The organism is Sphingomonas echinoides (assembly GCF_029623395.1).
GTDB lineage: Bacteria > Pseudomonadota > Alphaproteobacteria > Sphingomonadales > Sphingomonadaceae > Sphingomonas > Sphingomonas echinoides_A.
The window spans coordinates 59301-75756 of the sequence record NZ_JAPYKK010000017.1 but is presented as its reverse complement, the minus strand read 5'-3'; the positions used below and the strand labels follow the sequence as shown (position 1 = coordinate 75756).

Annotated in this window: 19 protein-coding genes; 11 read left to right on the top strand and 8 right to left on the bottom strand. The window is 60.7% G+C overall.

Annotated elements, in window-relative coordinates; translation table 11 throughout:
- The coding region (locus QBJ92_RS11905; RefSeq protein WP_277969915.1) for a DUF4287 domain-containing protein at window positions 1-147 on the bottom strand (147 nt) is incomplete at its 3' end.
- Window positions 148-959: 812 nt separating this feature from the next.
- Here QBJ92_RS11905 and QBJ92_RS11900 point away from each other — a divergent pair.
- The 8 genes from QBJ92_RS11900 (at window position 960) to QBJ92_RS11865 (ending at window position 6291) form a co-directional block, all read left to right on the top strand.
- On the top strand, window positions 960-1520 hold the full coding sequence (locus tag QBJ92_RS11900; RefSeq protein WP_277969911.1) for a hypothetical protein: 561 nt from the start codon (window positions 960-962) through the stop codon (window positions 1518-1520).
- A gap of 1 nt (window position 1521) precedes the next feature.
- Window positions 1522-2013 carry a hypothetical protein gene (locus QBJ92_RS11895; protein WP_277969910.1) on the top strand — a complete coding sequence of 164 codons (492 nt, stop codon included), beginning with the start codon at window positions 1522-1524 and terminating at the stop codon, window positions 2011-2013.
- Between the two features lie 102 nt (window positions 2014-2115).
- Window positions 2116-3126, top strand: a complete 1011-nt coding sequence (locus QBJ92_RS11890) for a LysR family transcriptional regulator (RefSeq protein ID WP_277969909.1) — start codon at window positions 2116-2118, stop codon at window positions 3124-3126.
- Window positions 3127-3258: 132 nt separating this feature from the next.
- A complete protein-coding gene (locus QBJ92_RS11885) occupies window positions 3259-4479 on the top strand; it encodes an MFS transporter (protein WP_277969908.1) in 1221 nt (406 codons plus the stop codon).
- 77 nt (window positions 4480-4556) lie between these two features.
- Entirely contained in the window at window positions 4557-4973 is a 417-nt protein-coding gene (locus QBJ92_RS11880; RefSeq protein ID WP_277969907.1) for a (R)-mandelonitrile lyase, read from the top strand.
- 44 nt (window positions 4974-5017) lie between these two features.
- A complete protein-coding gene (locus QBJ92_RS11875; RefSeq protein ID WP_277969906.1) occupies window positions 5018-5527 on the top strand; it encodes a carboxymuconolactone decarboxylase family protein in 510 nt (169 codons plus the stop codon).
- Window positions 5528-5773, top strand: coding sequence for a carboxymuconolactone decarboxylase family protein (locus QBJ92_RS11870; protein WP_277969914.1), 246 nt, complete (start codon window positions 5528-5530; stop codon window positions 5771-5773).
- 101 nt (window positions 5774-5874) lie between these two features.
- Window positions 5875-6291 carry a putative quinol monooxygenase gene (locus QBJ92_RS11865; protein WP_277969905.1) on the top strand — a complete coding sequence of 139 codons (417 nt, stop codon included), beginning with the start codon at window positions 5875-5877 and terminating at the stop codon, window positions 6289-6291.
- A gap of 115 nt (window positions 6292-6406) precedes the next feature.
- On the opposite strand, the gene QBJ92_RS11860 is transcribed toward QBJ92_RS11865, so the two are convergent.
- The 5 genes from QBJ92_RS11860 to QBJ92_RS11840 form a co-directional block, all read right to left on the bottom strand.
- Entirely contained in the window at window positions 6407-6685 is a 279-nt protein-coding gene (locus tag QBJ92_RS11860; RefSeq protein ID WP_277969904.1) for a BrnA antitoxin family protein, read from the bottom strand.
- The gene (locus tag QBJ92_RS11855; RefSeq protein WP_277969903.1) at window positions 6666-6953 is read right to left on the bottom strand and encodes a BrnT family toxin; all 288 of its coding nucleotides are present in this window, start codon (window positions 6951-6953) and stop codon (window positions 6666-6668) included. The genes QBJ92_RS11860 and QBJ92_RS11855 overlap by 20 nt, the downstream gene beginning before the upstream one ends.
- A gap of 101 nt (window positions 6954-7054) precedes the next feature.
- Window positions 7055-7552 (bottom strand): hypothetical protein, encoded by a 498-nt coding sequence (locus tag QBJ92_RS11850; protein WP_277969902.1) that lies wholly within the window; start codon window positions 7550-7552, stop codon window positions 7055-7057.
- A 21-nt stretch (window positions 7553-7573) separates the two neighbouring features.
- A complete protein-coding gene (locus QBJ92_RS11845) occupies window positions 7574-8149 on the bottom strand; it encodes a recombinase family protein (protein WP_277969913.1) in 576 nt (191 codons plus the stop codon).
- Between the two features lie 155 nt (window positions 8150-8304).
- Window positions 8305-8739, bottom strand: a complete 435-nt coding sequence (locus QBJ92_RS11840) for a pyridoxamine 5'-phosphate oxidase family protein (protein ID WP_277969901.1) — start codon at window positions 8737-8739, stop codon at window positions 8305-8307.
- A gap of 363 nt (window positions 8740-9102) precedes the next feature.
- On the opposite strand from QBJ92_RS11840, the gene QBJ92_RS11835 reads away from it, so the two are divergent.
- Entirely contained in the window at window positions 9103-9354 is a 252-nt protein-coding gene (locus QBJ92_RS11835) for a DUF6894 family protein (protein WP_277969900.1), read from the top strand.
- 152 nt (window positions 9355-9506) lie between these two features.
- On the opposite strand, the gene QBJ92_RS11830 is transcribed toward QBJ92_RS11835, so the two are convergent.
- Window positions 9507-11567: a putative bifunctional diguanylate cyclase/phosphodiesterase gene (locus tag QBJ92_RS11830; RefSeq protein WP_277969899.1), complete on the bottom strand. Its 2061-nt coding sequence runs from the start codon at window positions 11565-11567 to the stop codon at window positions 9507-9509.
- Window positions 11564-12061, bottom strand: coding sequence for a GAF domain-containing protein (locus QBJ92_RS11825; RefSeq protein ID WP_277969912.1), 498 nt, complete (start codon window positions 12059-12061; stop codon window positions 11564-11566). The genes QBJ92_RS11830 and QBJ92_RS11825 overlap by 4 nt, the downstream gene beginning before the upstream one ends.
- Before the next feature lie 147 nt (window positions 12062-12208).
- On the opposite strand from QBJ92_RS11825, the gene QBJ92_RS11820 reads away from it, so the two are divergent.
- Window positions 12209-13705: an ATPase domain-containing protein gene (locus QBJ92_RS11820; protein ID WP_277969898.1), complete on the top strand. Its 1497-nt coding sequence runs from the start codon at window positions 12209-12211 to the stop codon at window positions 13703-13705.
- Window positions 13695-15749 carry an ATP-binding protein gene (locus tag QBJ92_RS11815; protein WP_277969897.1) on the top strand — a complete coding sequence of 685 codons (2055 nt, stop codon included), beginning with the start codon at window positions 13695-13697 and terminating at the stop codon, window positions 15747-15749. Before QBJ92_RS11820 ends, QBJ92_RS11815 begins: the two co-directional genes overlap by 11 nt.
- Window positions 15750-16456: the final 707 nt, after the last annotated feature.

Below are 16456 nucleotides of genomic sequence, written 5' to 3'. Positions count from 1 at the left end.
GTCGGTTTTCAGCATGGTAACCAGATCCATGTGCTTCGCCGGGAGGTTCTGGCGCACCAACGCCTGCCATTCAGCGATCGAGCGACCATACTTCTTCTCGATGGAGGGGAAGTAGGATGAGGGGCCTTTAACCGGTGCATCCGCCATAGCTGCGTAACTCCGACGTGGGTTCTTGCAACATTATCGCTCGCCTCTTCTCGAACCGCAACGACGGATGGAACAACGTCTGAGCTCACGGACATCCGCTATTGGGCGAAAGCTGCCGGTCAGCTTTTGAAGAAAAACCGCAACAGCCTCAGCCTCCTTAACCAAAAAGCCCGCAACGATATTTCGTCGCGGGCTAGGTTGGAAGCCCTCAAGTACTTGAGGGAACGCGCTGGTATAAGCTCGGCAGTAAGAGAACAACACAATTCGCAGCGATGGAAAATTGTTGCGAAAGAGAAGATAAGTAGCTGATTAATAGTCTAAAATGAGCCGATAATTTAGCGCCTGTTGATTTGAATGATTGCACGACGCACCTGGTCCATAGCGAGCGCAGCATCAATTTCATTCGTAGCGATTTTGGAGTTCACCTGAAACGAAGCCTCATCAGCCGCTCGTTCAGCGAAGCGATTAATCATTTCGGATGCTCGCGCACGCACGGCAACATCGTTTTTGGCTGACACGAACGGCTTAACCAAAGCTTCTTAATGATGTTCCGATCCTCACAACACTCTGCGCTGAGCGGAGGCATCGGCGTGGCCAGCCGGTCCTGGCATCGATCTGTTGAGGCCTACAGCCAAGCATTCCGGCTGCTTCAATGGCCTCTGATCGGCAGTTGCAACCGTGCAAAAGGCACCCCTTTCGCAACGTGGCTCGTGCAAGCTTGAATTCTTGAATACCATCGCTTCTGCGATGGCCGTAACATATACCAACGAGGTTCGACGCCGATGCGGAACACGATAGCAATTCTCGTCGTGATGTCGGCGGCAGGCGCAATCGCCGCGCCGAGGCTTCCGGCGGGGATGGAAGCCCAGCTCCCGTTGGGCTACGAGGTACTCGCCAGCACGCGTGTTTCAGCGGGAGAGCCAGCCCGCACTTTCGAGATCATCGCAATGGGTCGTAAAGATGAGGAGGGGCGAGCGAAATCGGGTGATGCTCCGGCTCGGCCCCTTATGATCTTCGAGCGCAGGAGCGGTCGGTTTTTTCCAGTCGGACGCAACGATCATGTCGTGCTCAAGGCGGACGAGGGTGGACAGTGCGATTCATTCCTCGACGGCGACGCGACGATCGCCACCAAAGGACGCTACTTTACCGTCCAGAACGGCGTCGCCTGCGGTCAGCACTGGACCGATTACATCACCTTCCGCCTGGACGACCGGGCCGGGTTCGTCTTCGACAACGAGCGCACGGAATCATGGTCGTTCAATCCGAGCAATGACCCCAATGCCGAGGCGCTTATCCGCGATGGCCCGCCCCACGTCTTCCGCGACCGTCCCGGCCATATAACTGCATTCTCCAAGTGGCGTCCCACGCGTTGATATGATCCGATACTCTTCATTAGGCGCCGCGACGCTGCTCGCGTTGGCGCCAGCGGCGCTGGCCGCGCCGCCCGTCGTCCACACACCCGCTCCGGGAAGCCCGGAACGCACTGCGATCGTCAAGTCGCTCCACGCGGGCGACGATAGCGCGCGATCACGTTTCACCTTCCGCGCGTTTCGCGTCCTTTGGGCGGGCCCGGGTGGGGTTGCCTATGTCCGCGCCGAAGGCCCGGTCGGCACCTTCCAAGCCATCCTGAAGCGCGACGGCCAAGCTGGATGGCGCAGAGTATGGGGCGAGGGCGATGGTGGCAGCAACAACTGCGAAGTCGGCGCTCGGCATTATGCCTGGGCCTTGCAACTTCTTCGGACCTACACAGCCACCCCCGACGCGATCTTCCCGGGCATAGTCGCGCGGGCCGGAGACTTGCGACGCATGGCGAAAACGGAGCCCGACGTGCAATGCGTCGGTGATTTGGACGGCGGCCCCAGCTGATCGCGGACATTGGCGCGCGCCCTTGGGAAAGCTGGCGGTCATCGTGATACATTAGTCGTTTGCTGCATAAAGCTGCCTTAAAAAAAATTTGGCTGGCCGGCGGTGACGAGCTATGTTTTCCTCCACTCCGTTTACCGCGCGCTTGGCGTTGAGAGCGGCTCAGCGAAGTTGCGTGAAGCCGGAACTGGCGGCAGTGTGCGGCAGATGCGCATCAGCCGAACCGATCTCGCGGATTATGCCTACTTTTTGGCCCTTGCGAAGCACCGCAGCTTTCGCCGCGCTGGACTGGAACTGGGTGTCAGCGCGTCGGCGCTCAGTCATTCGCTGAAAGGCCTGGAGGCGCGCATAGGCGTCCGCCTGCTCAACCGGACGAGCCGCAGCGTCACGTTGACTGCGGCCGGGGATGAGCTTCACGGCGCGCTCACCGCTCCTTTCGACGCGATCGGGGCTGCGGTCGAAGGGCTGAACCGCTATCGCGACGAGCCGGCTGGTCGGATCAGGCTGAATGTCATGGAACAGGCGAGCTCGCTCCTGCTCGGGCCAGTTCTGCCGGTGTTCATTGATCGCTATCCCGGTATCGCAGTCGATGTCACGATTTCCAACCATCTCGTCGATGTGGTTGCCCAAGGCGCGGATGCCGGCATACGCTGGGGCGGGACAGTGCCCGAAGACATGGTCGCGCAACGGCTGTCGAGCGACATTCGCTGGGTCGTGGTCGGTGCGACCGGCTACCTCGATCGACACGGCACGCCGACGCATCCACGCGAGCTGATTGAGCATCAGTGCCTGCGGATCAGGCTGGGGGACGACAGCCTCTATCGCTGGGAGTTCGAGAAGGATGGGGAGGAGATTGCAATCGAGGTGCCCGGCGCGGTTTCGCTCGACGAGACGCAGTTTGCCTTGAGCTTGGCTGCGGCGGGAACCGGGCTCGCCTACCTGCCCGAACCAAGTGTCGCGGCACTCCTCGCCGAGGGCCGACTGCGCCTCGTGCTGAAAGACTGGGCTCCGCTCGGAGCAGGATTTCACATCTACTATCCGGGTCGCCGGCAGCTCCCCACAGGGCTGCGTCTGCTTATAGACCTTATCCGCGAACTACGACCCCTGGGGCTCTGAGACGGAAAGATCGATGAGCCGTGCTCATCGCTTCATCGCATAGACTTAGGCTAATTCGGCACGGCCGGACGGCATATATCCGCTGCACCGGTCACGGGCCTTTCTGCCCGTGACGGTTCACGGAGACCAAGCGTGGCCCAATCCGCCGTCCTCGAAGTTTCGGTGACGAATCCACACGCCCGAGTGCGAACCGGTTGGAGCGCCGTTTGCGCGCTGACGCTCTGCGTCTCGACGCTGATCGCGTCGGAGTTCATGCCGGTCAGCATCCTCACTCCGATCGCGTCCGACCTTCACCTCACCGAGGGGGCGGCGGGGCAGGCCATCGCCGTTTCCGGCCTGTTCGCGGTGCTGACCAGCCTGTCGATCGCGACGCTCACGCGCGGGATAGATCGCCGCACACTGCTGCTCAGCCTTACGCTTCTCATGCTGGTGTCGGGCCTGATCGTCGCTTTCGCCCCCAACTTCCTCGTGTTCATGACCGGTCGTGCGTTGCTTGGTATCGTCGTCGGCGGTTTCTGGTCGATGTCGGCGGCAACCGTGATGCGGCTGGTCCCAGAGGATCAGGTCCCCCGAGCGCTCGGCCTCCTCAACGGAGGCAATGCGCTTGCAACGACGGTGGCCGCGCCGCTCGGGAGCTTCCTTGGCCAGTATATCGGCTGGCGCGGCGCGTTTTTCGTGGTCGTGCCGCTCGCGGGCGTCACCCTCGCGTGGCAGTGGCTGACGCTGCCGGCGATGCCGTCCGATCGGGAAACGACCGGCGCGAGCGCGCTCGGCATGTTGCGACGCCCCACCGCGCGTATCGGCGCGGCCGCCGTAGCGGTGCTCTTCGCCGGGCAATTCGCTCTGTTCACCTATGTGCGGCCGTTCCTCGAAGGGGTGACGCAGCTCGGCGTCTCGCCCTTGTCGATCATCCTGCTGCTGATGGGCGCCGGCGGACTGTTCGGCACGTGGCTCTTCGGCCGCCTTGTCGCGCGCAGCCTGCCCACGGCATTGATTGTCGCGCCCGTCGCGCTGGCCGCAATTGCTTGCGCATTAGTCGCTTTCGGCACGTTGGCGGTGCCCACCGCCATCCTGCTGACGCTGTGGGGCGTGGTCGGCACCGGCGCTCCGGTCGCCTGGTGGACATGGGTGGCACGGCGCTTCCCCGACGACGCCGAAGCGGGCGGCGGGTTGCTGGTGGCGGTCGTGCAACTCGCCATAACACTGGGTGCGGCGGGCGGTGGTCTGCTGTTCGATGCCGGCGGATACCGCGCGACCTTCCTGACCAGCGCGGCGCTGCTCGTCGCGGGTGCGCTGCTTGCCGCGCTCGATGCTCGGCTGGCGACGGCACGTTCAACCGGAGTGAAACACTGATGTTCAACCTTCTTCTCGCGGCCTCGGCCGTCCTCGCACCCGACGTTTCGCAACCCGCACCTCAAAGGAACGACACCATGGAGATCAGCCGCAAGGGCGACATGAAGACGGTCGACGGCCCGGCCGAATATTTCACCGGCAAGGTCAAGATCACCGGCCAGTTCCAGCGTGCCGATCCGTCGCGCGTCAGCGGCGCGATCGTCCACTTCGAGCCCGGCGCCCGCAGCGCCTGGCACACGCATCCGGCCGGCCAAACGCTGATCGTAACCGAGGGCGTCGGGTGGACGCAGGTCGAGGGCGGGCCAAAGCTCGAATTTTACGCCGGTGACATTCTGTGGTGCCCCGCAGAGCGCAAGCACTGGCACGGCGCGACACAGCATCAGGCCATGACCCACGTCGCAGTTCAGGAAACCGTCGACGGCAAGGCCGTGACCTGGATGGAGCAGGTGAGCGACGAGCAGTATCTGGCCGGCTCAGCGCACGTGCAGTCGTGATCGCCTCAGCCAAGCATTTGTCCGCCGTCATTGCAGGAGTCTTTATGTCAGCATCCACCGCCGACGCGCAGCAGCCCAATTTGGCCTCGCGCCGCTTCTCGCCTGAGCAGGTGCGCGCTGTCACGCCGGCGCTGGAGCGGTACACGCAGGAACGCCTCTACGGCGACGTTTGGGAGCGTACCGGTCTCAGCCGGCGCGACCGCAGCCTCGTCACCATCGCCGCGCTGATCGCGCGCGGACAGGCGGGCGCACTCACTTATTATGCGGATCAAGCGTTTGAGAACGGCGTCAAGCCGCGCGAGATATCCGAGATGATCACGCACCTCGCTTATTATTCGGGCTGGGGCAGTGCGATGGCGGCGGTGGGGCCCGTGGGCGAGGTCTTCGCCAAGCGCGCGATCAGCAAGGACCAGTTGCCGGCTCAGACGCCGTCCCCGCTGCCCCTGGACGAGGCAACAGAGGTGCCGCGCGCGAAAGCGGTCGGCGATCAGTTCGGGGCCGTCGCCCCGGCTTTGGTCGACTACACGACCGACTATCTGTTCAAGGATCTGTAGCTGCGCCCGGATCTCGCGCCACGGGACCGCACCCACATCACGGTCGCGGCGCTGATCGCCTCGGGCCAAGTTGCGCAGATCGGTTTCCACCTCAACCGCGCGATGGACAACGGCCTGACCGAGCAACAGGCATCCGAGGTAATCACGCACCTTGCCTTCTACGCAGGCTGGCCCAACGCGATGTCGGCGCTGCCGGTCGCCAAGGAAGTGTTCGCCAAGCGGGCGCAGGTCGGTGGGGCGAAGTGACGATGCTGGCGTGCGACCGTCTTCGATGTCAGCTTGATGGCGTTGTGAAGTGCGCACGCCACAATCGTTGATGCGTACCAAGCTGCAGGGGAGCACATGCGATGAGGAAGATCCTGATGGCCATATCCGCTACGATCCTGTCGCTTTCCGCCACCGACGCGATCGCCGCCAGCGCGCCGCTGATGGTTCGGATCGCCGAGATCGAAATCGATCCCAACCAACTCGCCGCATACAAAACCCTTTTGGCCGAAGAGCAGGAGGCGTCGGTGCGGCTCGAGCCCGGAGTGCTGATGCTACATTCGGTCGCGATTGCTGCTCAACCGACCCAGATCCGCTTGCTCGAGGTCTACGCGGATCGAGCCGCCTATGAAGCCCACATCAGGTCGCCGCATTTCATGAAGTACAAAACGTCCACCGAACGAATGGTGAAGTCGCTGAAGCTGATAGAGACGATGCCGATCCTGCTATGCGCCAAGGCTGTAACTCAGGCGGACGTGCCAACCGCCGCCTGCCGCTGAAGGCGCTCCACCCTTTACAGCGGCTGCAACGTGCGCCTGAACGAACGTCTGAAGCTGGTGATTGAGCGGGACGCCCCGAGTGTCCGCTTGTGGGTCTTGCTGTCAAAACCCTGTGTCAGGCCTGTGCCTCAGACACATAGCGGCGTAGCACGCGGTTGATCTCAGTCTGATATCCATGATCCCGCGCGTGTTCTTTGAACCAGGCCACCACATCGGCATCAAGGCGAAGTGTAACCGGCTTCTTGATCGGCCGGTACAGACCGGACTGACGAGCGTGCAGCCAAGCTTCGGGCAAGGCCTCCGGAATGTCGTTCGTATCGATCTGATCGTCTGGTAGCGCGGCCAGCTTGTTGAGCTGATCTTGTAATTCGGGGCTAAGCGCCTTCTTGCTCATAGCGGTACCTTTCCTGCTTTGTCGCCTTGCGTTCGCTGATTATGCGTATGCGATCCTCGTTACCGCCATCGGGATAGCCATGGACGACGACGAGCACGACAATCGGTCCCACCAGGCCCAGTGCATGCCATCGTTGTTCAGCGCCCTCGACGCGATCGGGGATAATGACATGAAGAGGGTCGTTCCAAACCTCCTTGGCCAGCTCGAATGACACACCATGCTTGGCGAGGTTGAATAAGGCTTTCCGGTCATCCCATTCGAACGACACTCCAACTCCTGTGTTTACGATATTGTATGTACAGCCAAGTTGCAGCAGTCGCAAGCCGGAGCAGGCTTCGGCGCTGCCTTGCGGCTCAGCAACGCCAGTGGTCAGAAGTTTGCGTACAGTGACCTGCTGTCATCGAGCATGCTGATCGGGGTGGGTCCGATCCAGTCGGCACCCAGCAGCGGGTAGGGTCCGTGGAACAGGTCGCCCATCGCGCGTCGGTAGTGCGCGTTCATCCACCGCCGGCGACGGTGCTCGGGACCGTCATGGATCATGTGGCAGCGCTGACATAACGCCGCAAGCTGATCGAGCGCGCTGTCGCTGGGATCGTGGTTCAGGTGCGCACAGGCGAGTACCACCGAGGTCCAGCGTCCTTCTAGCAGGATGTTCTCGTTCGGACGCCGTGTGCGCCGCCCCTTGCCGTTGCGCCAGTATCTCCGGCTGCGATCCCACCAGCGGCCGTCACCGAGGTGGAACACCTTCTGCTTATGCGGCCGTCCACAATGCTCGCAGCATCCCCCTGCGCGTACGAAGCGGACATGGTACGAAATCTGTGGCCAGTCGATCGGATAGAGGAACACGTGCTCGAGGCGGATCGGCATCAGGCTTCCGATCGCAGTGCGTTAGGACGCGGCATACCCGGTTTGCGCCGCGGCGGTCAGCGCGCGGTAGAGCGTGGCATGATGACATTTGAGCAGCTTGGCGGCTTCACGCACCGATGTGCCTTCACTCACCAGCCGTTCGCCTAGTGCAATCTGGTCGGCAGTTAACTTGGGCGGGCGGCCGAAGCGCACTCCTCTCGCCTTCGCCGCCATCCGACCGCTACTGGTGCGCTGGTGGATCAGCTCACGCTCAAACTCGGCGATGCCAGCGAACACGGTCAACACCATGCGGCCCGCAGGCGAGGTCGTATCCGCCCAGGGTTCGGCCAGCGAGCGCAAACCGGAGCCGACCTCCTTCAGTTTCTCGGCAATATCGAGCAGGTCGCGGGTCGAGCGTGCCAGCCGGTCAAGCCGCGTCACCACTACCGTGTCTTCGTCACGCAGTTGCTCGATCATCTTGGCAAGCTGGGGCCGATCACGCTTTGCGCCCGAAATCTTTTCCTCGAACGTCCGTTTGCATCCGGCCTCCTTCAACGCAGCGCGTTGCAGCCGGAGATCCTGGTCATCGGTGGACACACGGGCGTAGCCAATCAACATGTCGCATAACTGTACCGAATTCAAGTATTATGCAACTGACTTTTGCGACAACGCTAAACGAGAGAAAACAGATTTTAGGAACGCTGTCGCAAAACTTAGGACTTCCGCGACAACGCCGCGGAAGTCCTGTGTGGTACAGGCTTCAGGTGCCTCGCTTAAATGGTGATCTCGCCCTCATCGCTAGCATCCCAGTAGCGGATCGCCTTTGCATCGATACGGATCATCACGACACCGGGTGTGTCGATGCCCTCGGGAAAGTACCGATCGAGATCCTTGGTCCAATGATCGGCGAACGCGGCTTTGTCCTCGATCAGCGCAGCGGTGCCTTCGACAGTTACAAACAGCGGGGGACCGCCAAGCATACCGACTGCACCGGTATAGCTAAGCGTGACGTGCGGATCGGCGCGCAGGTCGGCAATTTTTCGCGAGTTTTGGTAGGCGAAAAAGTAGCTGTCGCCTCGATATTCGACATCGCCGTTGTTGCTCATTGGGCGGGCTGTCAAGGTGCCGTTGGGTGAGCGAGTGGCCATCATCGTGAAGTCCAACTTTGCCATCTTTTTTGACAGGTCGTGTAGGCTGAGGTCCGACATTGTGTTGCTCCTTCAACGTGGGCCCATGAAGTATGCCCGAGCGGTTGCAACCAACGTAACGACATATCGGTCGCGCGAGCCAATGCGACCACCGGCACACGTCGCCAGAACTCGATACTTTTATGACTTTGCCGCTTTCCAGTTTCTCCGTCATCGTTCAGCTGTTTTGGGAAAAGCCAATCGGGCACAGGTTTTGGGAAATGGCCAGGCTGATGCAGTAGCTCGGCCCCCATGCCCGTTCGCCTGTCCCAATCGCGGTTCCTTTCGGGAGCGCCGACTCAGCCACCAGTTTGCAAGGACTAAGCGAAGTGCTTTGTCTGCTAGCTTACAGAAACTGCCGGCCATTTTGCGGGTTGATGGAAGGTGGCATTATTCTTTACTCATATCATGACAGCAAACGGCGTGATTGCCGATCCTGAAGGGCAGCACTTTAACACGCTGGAGGATGCATGTACGGCGACCGAAGTATCAGCAAGGCATCTTATCGCTGATGCAATACGGAACGGTGGGGCCCACGTTGCTCTAGAGTTCCAAATTGAAGACGAGTGCGGGGTCCGGCTCGCCACCGTGCCTGTTGATGCCAAAATCATAGGCGGCAGCTGCATCAGCAACTAAGTAAGCCGGTGCTGCTAAATCATCCTTTTGAAAGGCCCCGGCCTTCTCGATCGCCGGTCCTTTGTGGGTAGATCCCGTGCCTTGGTCCCGCCCCTATCCGGGCGATGACTTGAGGCTGCCAGCCACGATAGCTATCCTCGAAATACCGACGGCTATGCGACGAGACTGACCTCTGAACCTCGGAAATTTGCATGTTTGACCACCAAGCGCACTTGATCGGCGTCTACAAGATCGCGCGATGGTCGACCGATCAAATAGCCCTGGATTGCCGAACATCCCTCGCGTGCCGCAATCCGCAATTGTCCGGGCTCCTCAATCCCTTCCGCGAGCACGGGAATGTGCAACGTCGTTCCCAACGCCACAATCGAGCGCAGAAGCGCGACGGCTTGTTCGTCGCGTTCAATCTCGTCGACGAAGGACTTGTCGAGCTTGATCCTGTCGAACGAAAATGATCGCAGCACGTCGAGCGAGGAGTATCCGACGCCAAAGTCGTCCAGGGCCAAGCCAATGCCCATCGCCTTGAGTTCACGCAACTGATCGAGCGCGTAACGGCGGTCGCGGATGATCGCGCTTTCAGTCAATTCCAGTGCCAGCCGTTCCGCTGGCAGGCCGCTATCATCGAGCGCGCGGCGAACGGTTCCGACCAACCCAGGATCGGACAGGTGCAATGGCGACAGGTTGACCGCGATCACGTGCCGGTTCGGCCAAAGCGCGGCCTCGAAGCAGGCCTGGGCGATGATCCAGTTGCTCAGCGGAATGATCGCGCCGATTTCCTCAGCGAGCGGGATGAAAATTACAGGAGAAATCAGTCCGCGGGACGGATGCCGCCATCGCACCAGCACCTCGTAGCCGCTGATCTCCCCAGTCGTGACCGAAGCCTGAACCTGATAGTGCAGCTCGAAGTCACCCTTGGCGACGGCGTTGCGAAGCTCGTTGGCCAATTCGCGCCGATCCCGCGCGGCTTCATCCATAGTAGGGTCGTAAAAGCATGGGGTAGCCGAATGCGCGCCTTTGGCGCGGTACATCGCGAGGTCGGCTCGGGCGAGGAGCGTGTCGGCGTCGGTGCCATCCTGCGGTGCCAAGGCGATACCGATGTTGGCACCGACTGAGGCGGAAAATCTCTCAAAGGTGAATGGTTCGGTGAAGACCTTGCCGACACGTTCCAGAAAGCTGTCGACCTCGGCCTGCTCCGTATAGGAAACGAGCGCTGCGAACTCATCGCCGCCAAGCCTTGCAATGCATTCGCCAGGAAGAAGCGCATCGCTCATACGTGCGGCAAGCGCCATCAGGAGCTGATCCCCGGCTTGGTGACCGTAGGTGTCGTTGACGTTCTTGAAGCGCGACAGATCGAGCATGACGACCGCAAGGTGGGGTGTTCCACCCTTTCGCTCCCGCCGGATCGCCAGTTCTTCGTTGAAGCACAAACGGTTTGGCAGGTCGGTCAGGCCATCATGAAGCGCCATGCGCCGCATCCGCCGATAGGCTTCGCTCTGCGTTTCGCCATCGATAAGCGCACTGACCGCAGCGCAGCCGATGAACAGCAGCCCGGCACAGGCCGTGCCGAGGGCGAGCTGGGTCATTGTGGCATCGGAGAGCCCAAGTTCCGGTCTCAGAACCAGAACGCTGATCCTCATCGCCGCCATGCCGGTGAAGTGCAGCGCCGCGACCGCAAGCCCGAGCAGCAGTCCTCCGATGACACGGCGGGCGGTGCGGTTGCTGCGGAAAACGTGAAAGGCTGCGGCAGAGAGCACCGACGACAACAGGACAGACGCAACCACATAGAACCATCGCCATTCGACGATACCGTCGATCCGGTAAGCCATCATCCCGACATAGTGCATGGTAGAAATGGCGACGCCGACGATAGCACCACCGATGAGCACGAACGAACGCGAGCGTCGTGCCGCCAAGGCCAATCCCGGTGCGGCAAGCAGGATTGCAATACCGAGCGAACCGAGAGTGAGGACCGGATCGAGCCTGACCGGCACGCCAGCCTGAAACCCCATCATCGCGACGAAATGCGTGCACCAGACCATCGTGCCTGTACCCACCGAACACAGTGCGATCCATCCGGCGCGGCTTTTCCCGCGCGATGCGAGAATACGCCCGAAGAGCTGTCCGGTCGCGGCAGAGCCGATCAGAGCGACAATGATCGCCACCGCCACAAGGCGGAGATCATGCTCCTGCACGATGCAAGTGACAACTTCCATCATGCGGCCAGACTACCCTTGATATGAGCATTCCGTTCGATTGCCTGAGTCGCCTGTCGCGCCAGACCGGTCAAATACGCTTTCTGATCCCGGGAAGCAGGTCCGCGCGGTTGTGTGTCCAGCACGCACAAAGCTCCAATGTCAGTACCGTCTATGAGCGTCAGGGGTGCTCCGATGTAATAGCGGATGTGTGGCTTACCGGTGACAATCAGCAGCGTGGCAAACAGCGGATCGGCGTGCGCGTCACAGACTTCAAGCAGTTCCTTACGATCAACGGCATGCGTGCAAAATCCGTTTTCACGAGGCGCGCATTGCATATCAAGGCCTGTCGAGGCCTTTACCCACAAGGTGTCGTCGTGGAGAAGCGTCAGAAGCGAGATTGGCGCATCGAAGGCAATGGCTGCCTTGTGGACGAAGCTGTTAAAGCCTGGCTCGGCAAGATTGTCCAGGGCACCAGTTCTTTGTACGGCTCGTGACCGGTTACGCTCCCGTAACATTTTCCAGAACATCGATACCCACCACGCAACTTTGGATTTTCCCTCATATTTCGAAATAGCTTACGAAAGGTTTGCACCGCTGCGGACCGTTTCTCTGCACGCGAGAAGCGGCTAAGCACCGGCCATAGCGCGAACAACGGGCAAGATATGAGCCAGGCACCAACAATCTCGACCGGTAATACCGGTCTCGATACGATCCTGACCGGCGGTCTGCCGGCCAACCGTCTTTACCTGCTTGAAGGCACACCGGGGTCCGGCAAGACGACGCTCGCGCTCCAGTTCCTGCGCGAAGGCGTGCGGCAGGGCGAAAAGGCGCTGTACATCACCCTGTCGGAAACCCGCGAAGAGCTGGCCGTGGTCGCATCCTCGCACGGCTGGAGCATCGACGATTTTGACGTGTTCGAGTTCAGCGCTGCCTCGGAAATTCTGGGCGGCGGGAGCGAGCAGTCGGTGCTTCACCCCTGGGAGATGGAGCTGAGCGAGACCGTCCAGCTTATTCAGGCCGAGGTCGAGCGCGTGCAACCACGGCGGGTGGTGTTCGACAGCCTGTCGGAGATGCGGCTGCTGGCACAGGATCCGCTGCGTTATCGCCGCCAAGTGCTGGCGCTGAAGCAATTCTTCGCCGGCCGTGATGCTACGGTAATACTCGTCGATGACATGACCGGTAGCGCAACGGGCCACGACAATCACCTTCACAGTCTTGCTCACGGTGTCATCACGTTGGAGCGCCTGACCCTGGACTTCGGCGCGGCCCGGCGAAGGCTCCAGGTACAAAAGCTGCGCGGCGTCGATTTCATCGCCGGTTATCATGATATGACGATCCGCAAGGGGGGCCTCGACATCTACCCACGCCTTATTGCGGCAACCCATCATGCCGAGTTCAGCGGCGAGGTGACGCCGAGCGGTGTGGTCGAGCTCGACAATCTGCTCGGCGGTGGCCCTATGCGCGGCACCAGCGTCCTGGTGACGGGACCGGCGGGTTCCGGGAAGACGACGATCTCGCTGCAATATATCGATTCCGCGTGTCGGCGTGGTGAGAAGTGCACGATCTACGAATTCGATGAGCGGGTGGGCACGCTGATGGCGCGGGCACGCGCTTTCAATCTCGGTTTGCAGAACCATGTCGATAACGGCTGCCTTGTTATCGAGCAGATCGATCCAGCCGAGCTGTCGCCGGGTGAGTTCGCCTCGCGAGTGGTGAGTGAGGTTGAGAACCGCGGCGCCAACATGATCGTCATCGACAGTCTCAACGGGTATATGGCCGCAATGCCGCAGGAGCAGCAGCTCATTTTGCAGATGCATGAGATGCTGTCGTTTTTGAGCCAGAAGGGTGTCGTCACCTTCCTCATCAACCCGCAGCATGGGTTGGTGGGTACGATGGCAACCAACCTCAACATATCCTACGTCGCTGACACGGTGCTGCTGCTGCGCTTTTTTGAAGCCGAAGGTCGCATCCGCAAGGCGATATCGGTCATCAAGAACCGTGGTGGCATGCATGAGGATACCATTCGCGAACTGCGCATCGACCAGCAGGGCGTGCGCGTCGGTGAAGCGCTGTCCGCGTTCAAAGGCGTACTCACCGGCACGCCGGAATACCTCGGCGCCCAGACACCCTTGATGGAAGATCGCTTCGGTGGATCATAAGACGGCGTCGGAAGGTCACCGCGTTCTCGTCTGCGCACCATTTGGCCGGGACGCGCCAAGCATCAAGGCGCTACTCGACGCCGAGGGCTATGATGTCGCGATATGTCCTGATTTGGGTGCTGTTGCAGAACATCTCGACTGGCGTATCGGCGTTCTCCTCCTCACCGAAGAGGCGTTAAAGCAGGGCAATGAGAGCCTGCGCCAGGCATTCCAACAGCAGCCGGCCTGGTCTGACATTCCGACTGTCCTGCTCGCTGCCCAGCGTACCAATCACGCTGCGCGTACGAGACCAATGCCGACTGGTCGGCCCGACAACAGCATCGTGTTGGAACGGCCGCTGGGAAAGGCATCCCTGGTCAGTGCTGTCGCCTCCGCCATGCGGTCGCGTCAGAAGCAGTTCGCCATGCGCGATCGGCAGACCGAACTTGCCGAGAGTGAAAGCCGACTGCGGCTGGCGACCGATGCGGCCGATGTCGGCACCTGGGATCACGATCCGCGTGACGGGACGATCCGGTGGGATGCGCGCTGCAAGGCGTTGTTCGGCATGCCGGCGGATACGGTCGTCGATAACGCGTTGTTCCTCGCGCATATTCACGACGGCGATCGGGCGAATGTCGAGGCGGCCTTGAACGGAGCTGTCGATCCCGCTGGCGATGGCGGCTATGACATCGAGTACCGCACGATCGGAATGACCGATGGCGTCACGCGTTGGGTTGGCGCGCGCGGTGGCAGCTTCTTTGCTGACGGCCAGGCGATCCGCTTCATCGGTACGATCATCGACATCACTGCGCGCAAGGAAACCGAGGACGCGCTCGATCGGCTTAACCGCACGCTGGAGGACAAGGTCGCCGAACGCACGGCCGATCTCGAAGCGGAAATGGCGACGAGGGCGCGTGCCGAGGATGCGCTGCGACAAAGCCAGAAGATGGAGGCTGTAGGACAGCTCACCGGCGGGATCGCTCACGACTTCAACAACATGTTGACCGGTGTCATCGGCGGTCTCGACATCATCAAGCGTCGGATCGCGTCTGGTCGGCTTGATGACTTGGACCGGTTCATGGATGCGGCGTCGGCGTCGGCACAGCGCGCTGCAGCACTGACCCAGCGACTGCTCGCCTTCTCACGGCGGCAATCGCTCGATAGCCATCCGGTCGATGTAAATGCGCTCACGCAATCGCTGGAGGATCTGCTTCGCCGGACGATCCGGGAGAACATCGCTCTTGCCATCGTCTCCAACGAGCAGGTCGGTTTTGCCGTCACCGATGCCAACCAGCTTGAGAATGCGATTTTGAACCTAGTCATCAACGCGCGCGACGCAATGCCCGATGGCGGACAGCTCACGATTGAAACATCGCTCGTCGAGCTCGATGAGGCCTATGCGACCGCCAAGCCCGAGGTTGCGGCCGGGCGATACGTCATGGTTGCTGTGTCCGACACCGGCGTTGGTATGTCGCCTGATCTCGTTGCCAAGGTGTTCGATCCGTTCTTCACCACCAAGCCGATCGGCCAGGGGACCGGCCTCGGCCTGTCGATGGTCTATGGTTTTGCCCGGCAATCGGGTGGGCAGGTTCGCATCCATAGCCGTCCAGGTGAGGGAACCTCCGTCAAGCTCTACCTGCCGGCCGGCGAAGCGCCGGAAGGTAGCGATACGCTGGCTGCGTTGCGGGTTCAGGAAGGTGAAGGTCAGACGGTTTTGCTGGTCGAGGACGATGACTCTGTCCGTGTCCTCATCCACGAAGTGCTGAGCGAGCTGGCCTACCGCACGATCCTTGCCAAAGACGCCAACGAGGCGATCCCGGTACTTGCGTCTGACCGCACAATCGACCTTCTGGTATCGGACGTTGGTCTGCCGGGTATGAATGGTCGGCAGCTAGCTGAGATCGCGCGTACCCACAGGCCCGAACTGCCGGTGCTCTTTGTGACCGGCTATGCCGAAAACGCCGCCATCCGCGCCGGTTTCCTGGGCACCAACATGGACATGATAACCAAGCCGTTTGCCCTTGATGCGCTGGGAGCGAAGATAACCGCGATGCTTGGCGGATAGGTCCATTGCAAGCGGTGTCGGCGGTTCCTCAGTTATCTTTCAACGGATTTTAAACGACAACTGACGCTCCCAAAATGTCCATCCGACAGTTAGGCAAAGCCGCTGTTTTCTCTCTTCTCGTTCCCTTTTGGGAAAGGTGTCGGGGTGCAAGCGCAGCGGTGTCGCAAAAGACGGGATATACGCGACGTCCGAAACTTAGAACATTCGCGACACGAGGGAGCCGAGTTTTGGGGATCTGCCACATGCATGCCATTGGTGGTGCGATGATCTCATGCTATAAATACGGATGAAGCGGGAGACGGAGCAAAACGCGGGCGCAATGAAGCGTCTCACGCAGATAGAGTTGTCGATCATAGAACTCGAAGACGATAGCCTACTGGATTTTGCCGACATTTTTAGTGGGAAGCTGGAGACAGCTATCGCGCACGCGCGCTCGAGCACGTCTTCGGCACTCTCAAGGACCGGGTGGGGCAAAGCCTTTTCAAGGCGCGAACACTGAGGAACGTCGGAACCGAGTTGAGCCTCCAGATCCTCGCATACAACACTAAGCGCGCCATCGCTCTGGTCGGTGTGCCGGGACTGATAGCAGCGATGCAGACCTTAACACTGCGTTCGCGCGCGTCTCAATCAGCGACGCTTCGTCACCGTTCTTACGCAACCCCCACCCAAGTCGGACGTCCGTGATGCAAAGCTAAAGTTTTGCGTCA

Bases quoted from the DNA above. Each gene is read 5' to 3' on its own strand.
- QBJ92_RS11900 (WP_277969911.1), top strand. From the start codon at position 960: ATGTCGGCGGCAGGCGCAATCGCCGCGCCGAGGCTTCCGGCGGGGATG.
- QBJ92_RS11895 (WP_277969910.1), top strand. From the start codon at position 1,522: ATGATCCGATACTCTTCATTAGGCGCCGCGACGCTGCTCGCGTTGGCG.
- QBJ92_RS11880 (WP_277969907.1), top strand. From the start codon at position 4,557: ATGGAGATCAGCCGCAAGGGCGACATGAAGACGGTCGACGGCCCGGCC.
- QBJ92_RS11875 (WP_277969906.1), top strand. From the start codon at position 5,018: ATGTCAGCATCCACCGCCGACGCGCAGCAGCCCAATTTGGCCTCGCGC.
- QBJ92_RS11865 (WP_277969905.1), top strand. From the start codon at position 5,875: ATGAGGAAGATCCTGATGGCCATATCCGCTACGATCCTGTCGCTTTCC.
- QBJ92_RS11860 (WP_277969904.1), bottom strand. From the start codon at position 6,685: ATGAGCAAGAAGGCGCTTAGCCCCGAATTACAAGATCAGCTCAACAAG.
- QBJ92_RS11850 (WP_277969902.1), bottom strand. From the start codon at position 7,552: ATGCCGATCCGCCTCGAGCACGTGTTCCTCTATCCGATCGACTGGCCA.
- QBJ92_RS11845 (WP_277969913.1), bottom strand. From the start codon at position 8,149: ATGTTGATTGGCTACGCCCGTGTGTCCACCGATGACCAGGATCTCCGG.
- QBJ92_RS11840 (WP_277969901.1), bottom strand. From the start codon at position 8,739: ATGTCGGACCTCAGCCTACACGACCTGTCAAAAAAGATGGCAAAGTTG.
- QBJ92_RS11830 (WP_277969899.1), bottom strand. From the start codon at position 11,567: ATGATGGAAGTTGTCACTTGCATCGTGCAGGAGCATGATCTCCGCCTT.
- QBJ92_RS11825 (WP_277969912.1), bottom strand. From the start codon at position 12,061: ATGTTACGGGAGCGTAACCGGTCACGAGCCGTACAAAGAACTGGTGCC.
- QBJ92_RS11820 (WP_277969898.1), top strand. From the start codon at position 12,209: ATGAGCCAGGCACCAACAATCTCGACCGGTAATACCGGTCTCGATACG.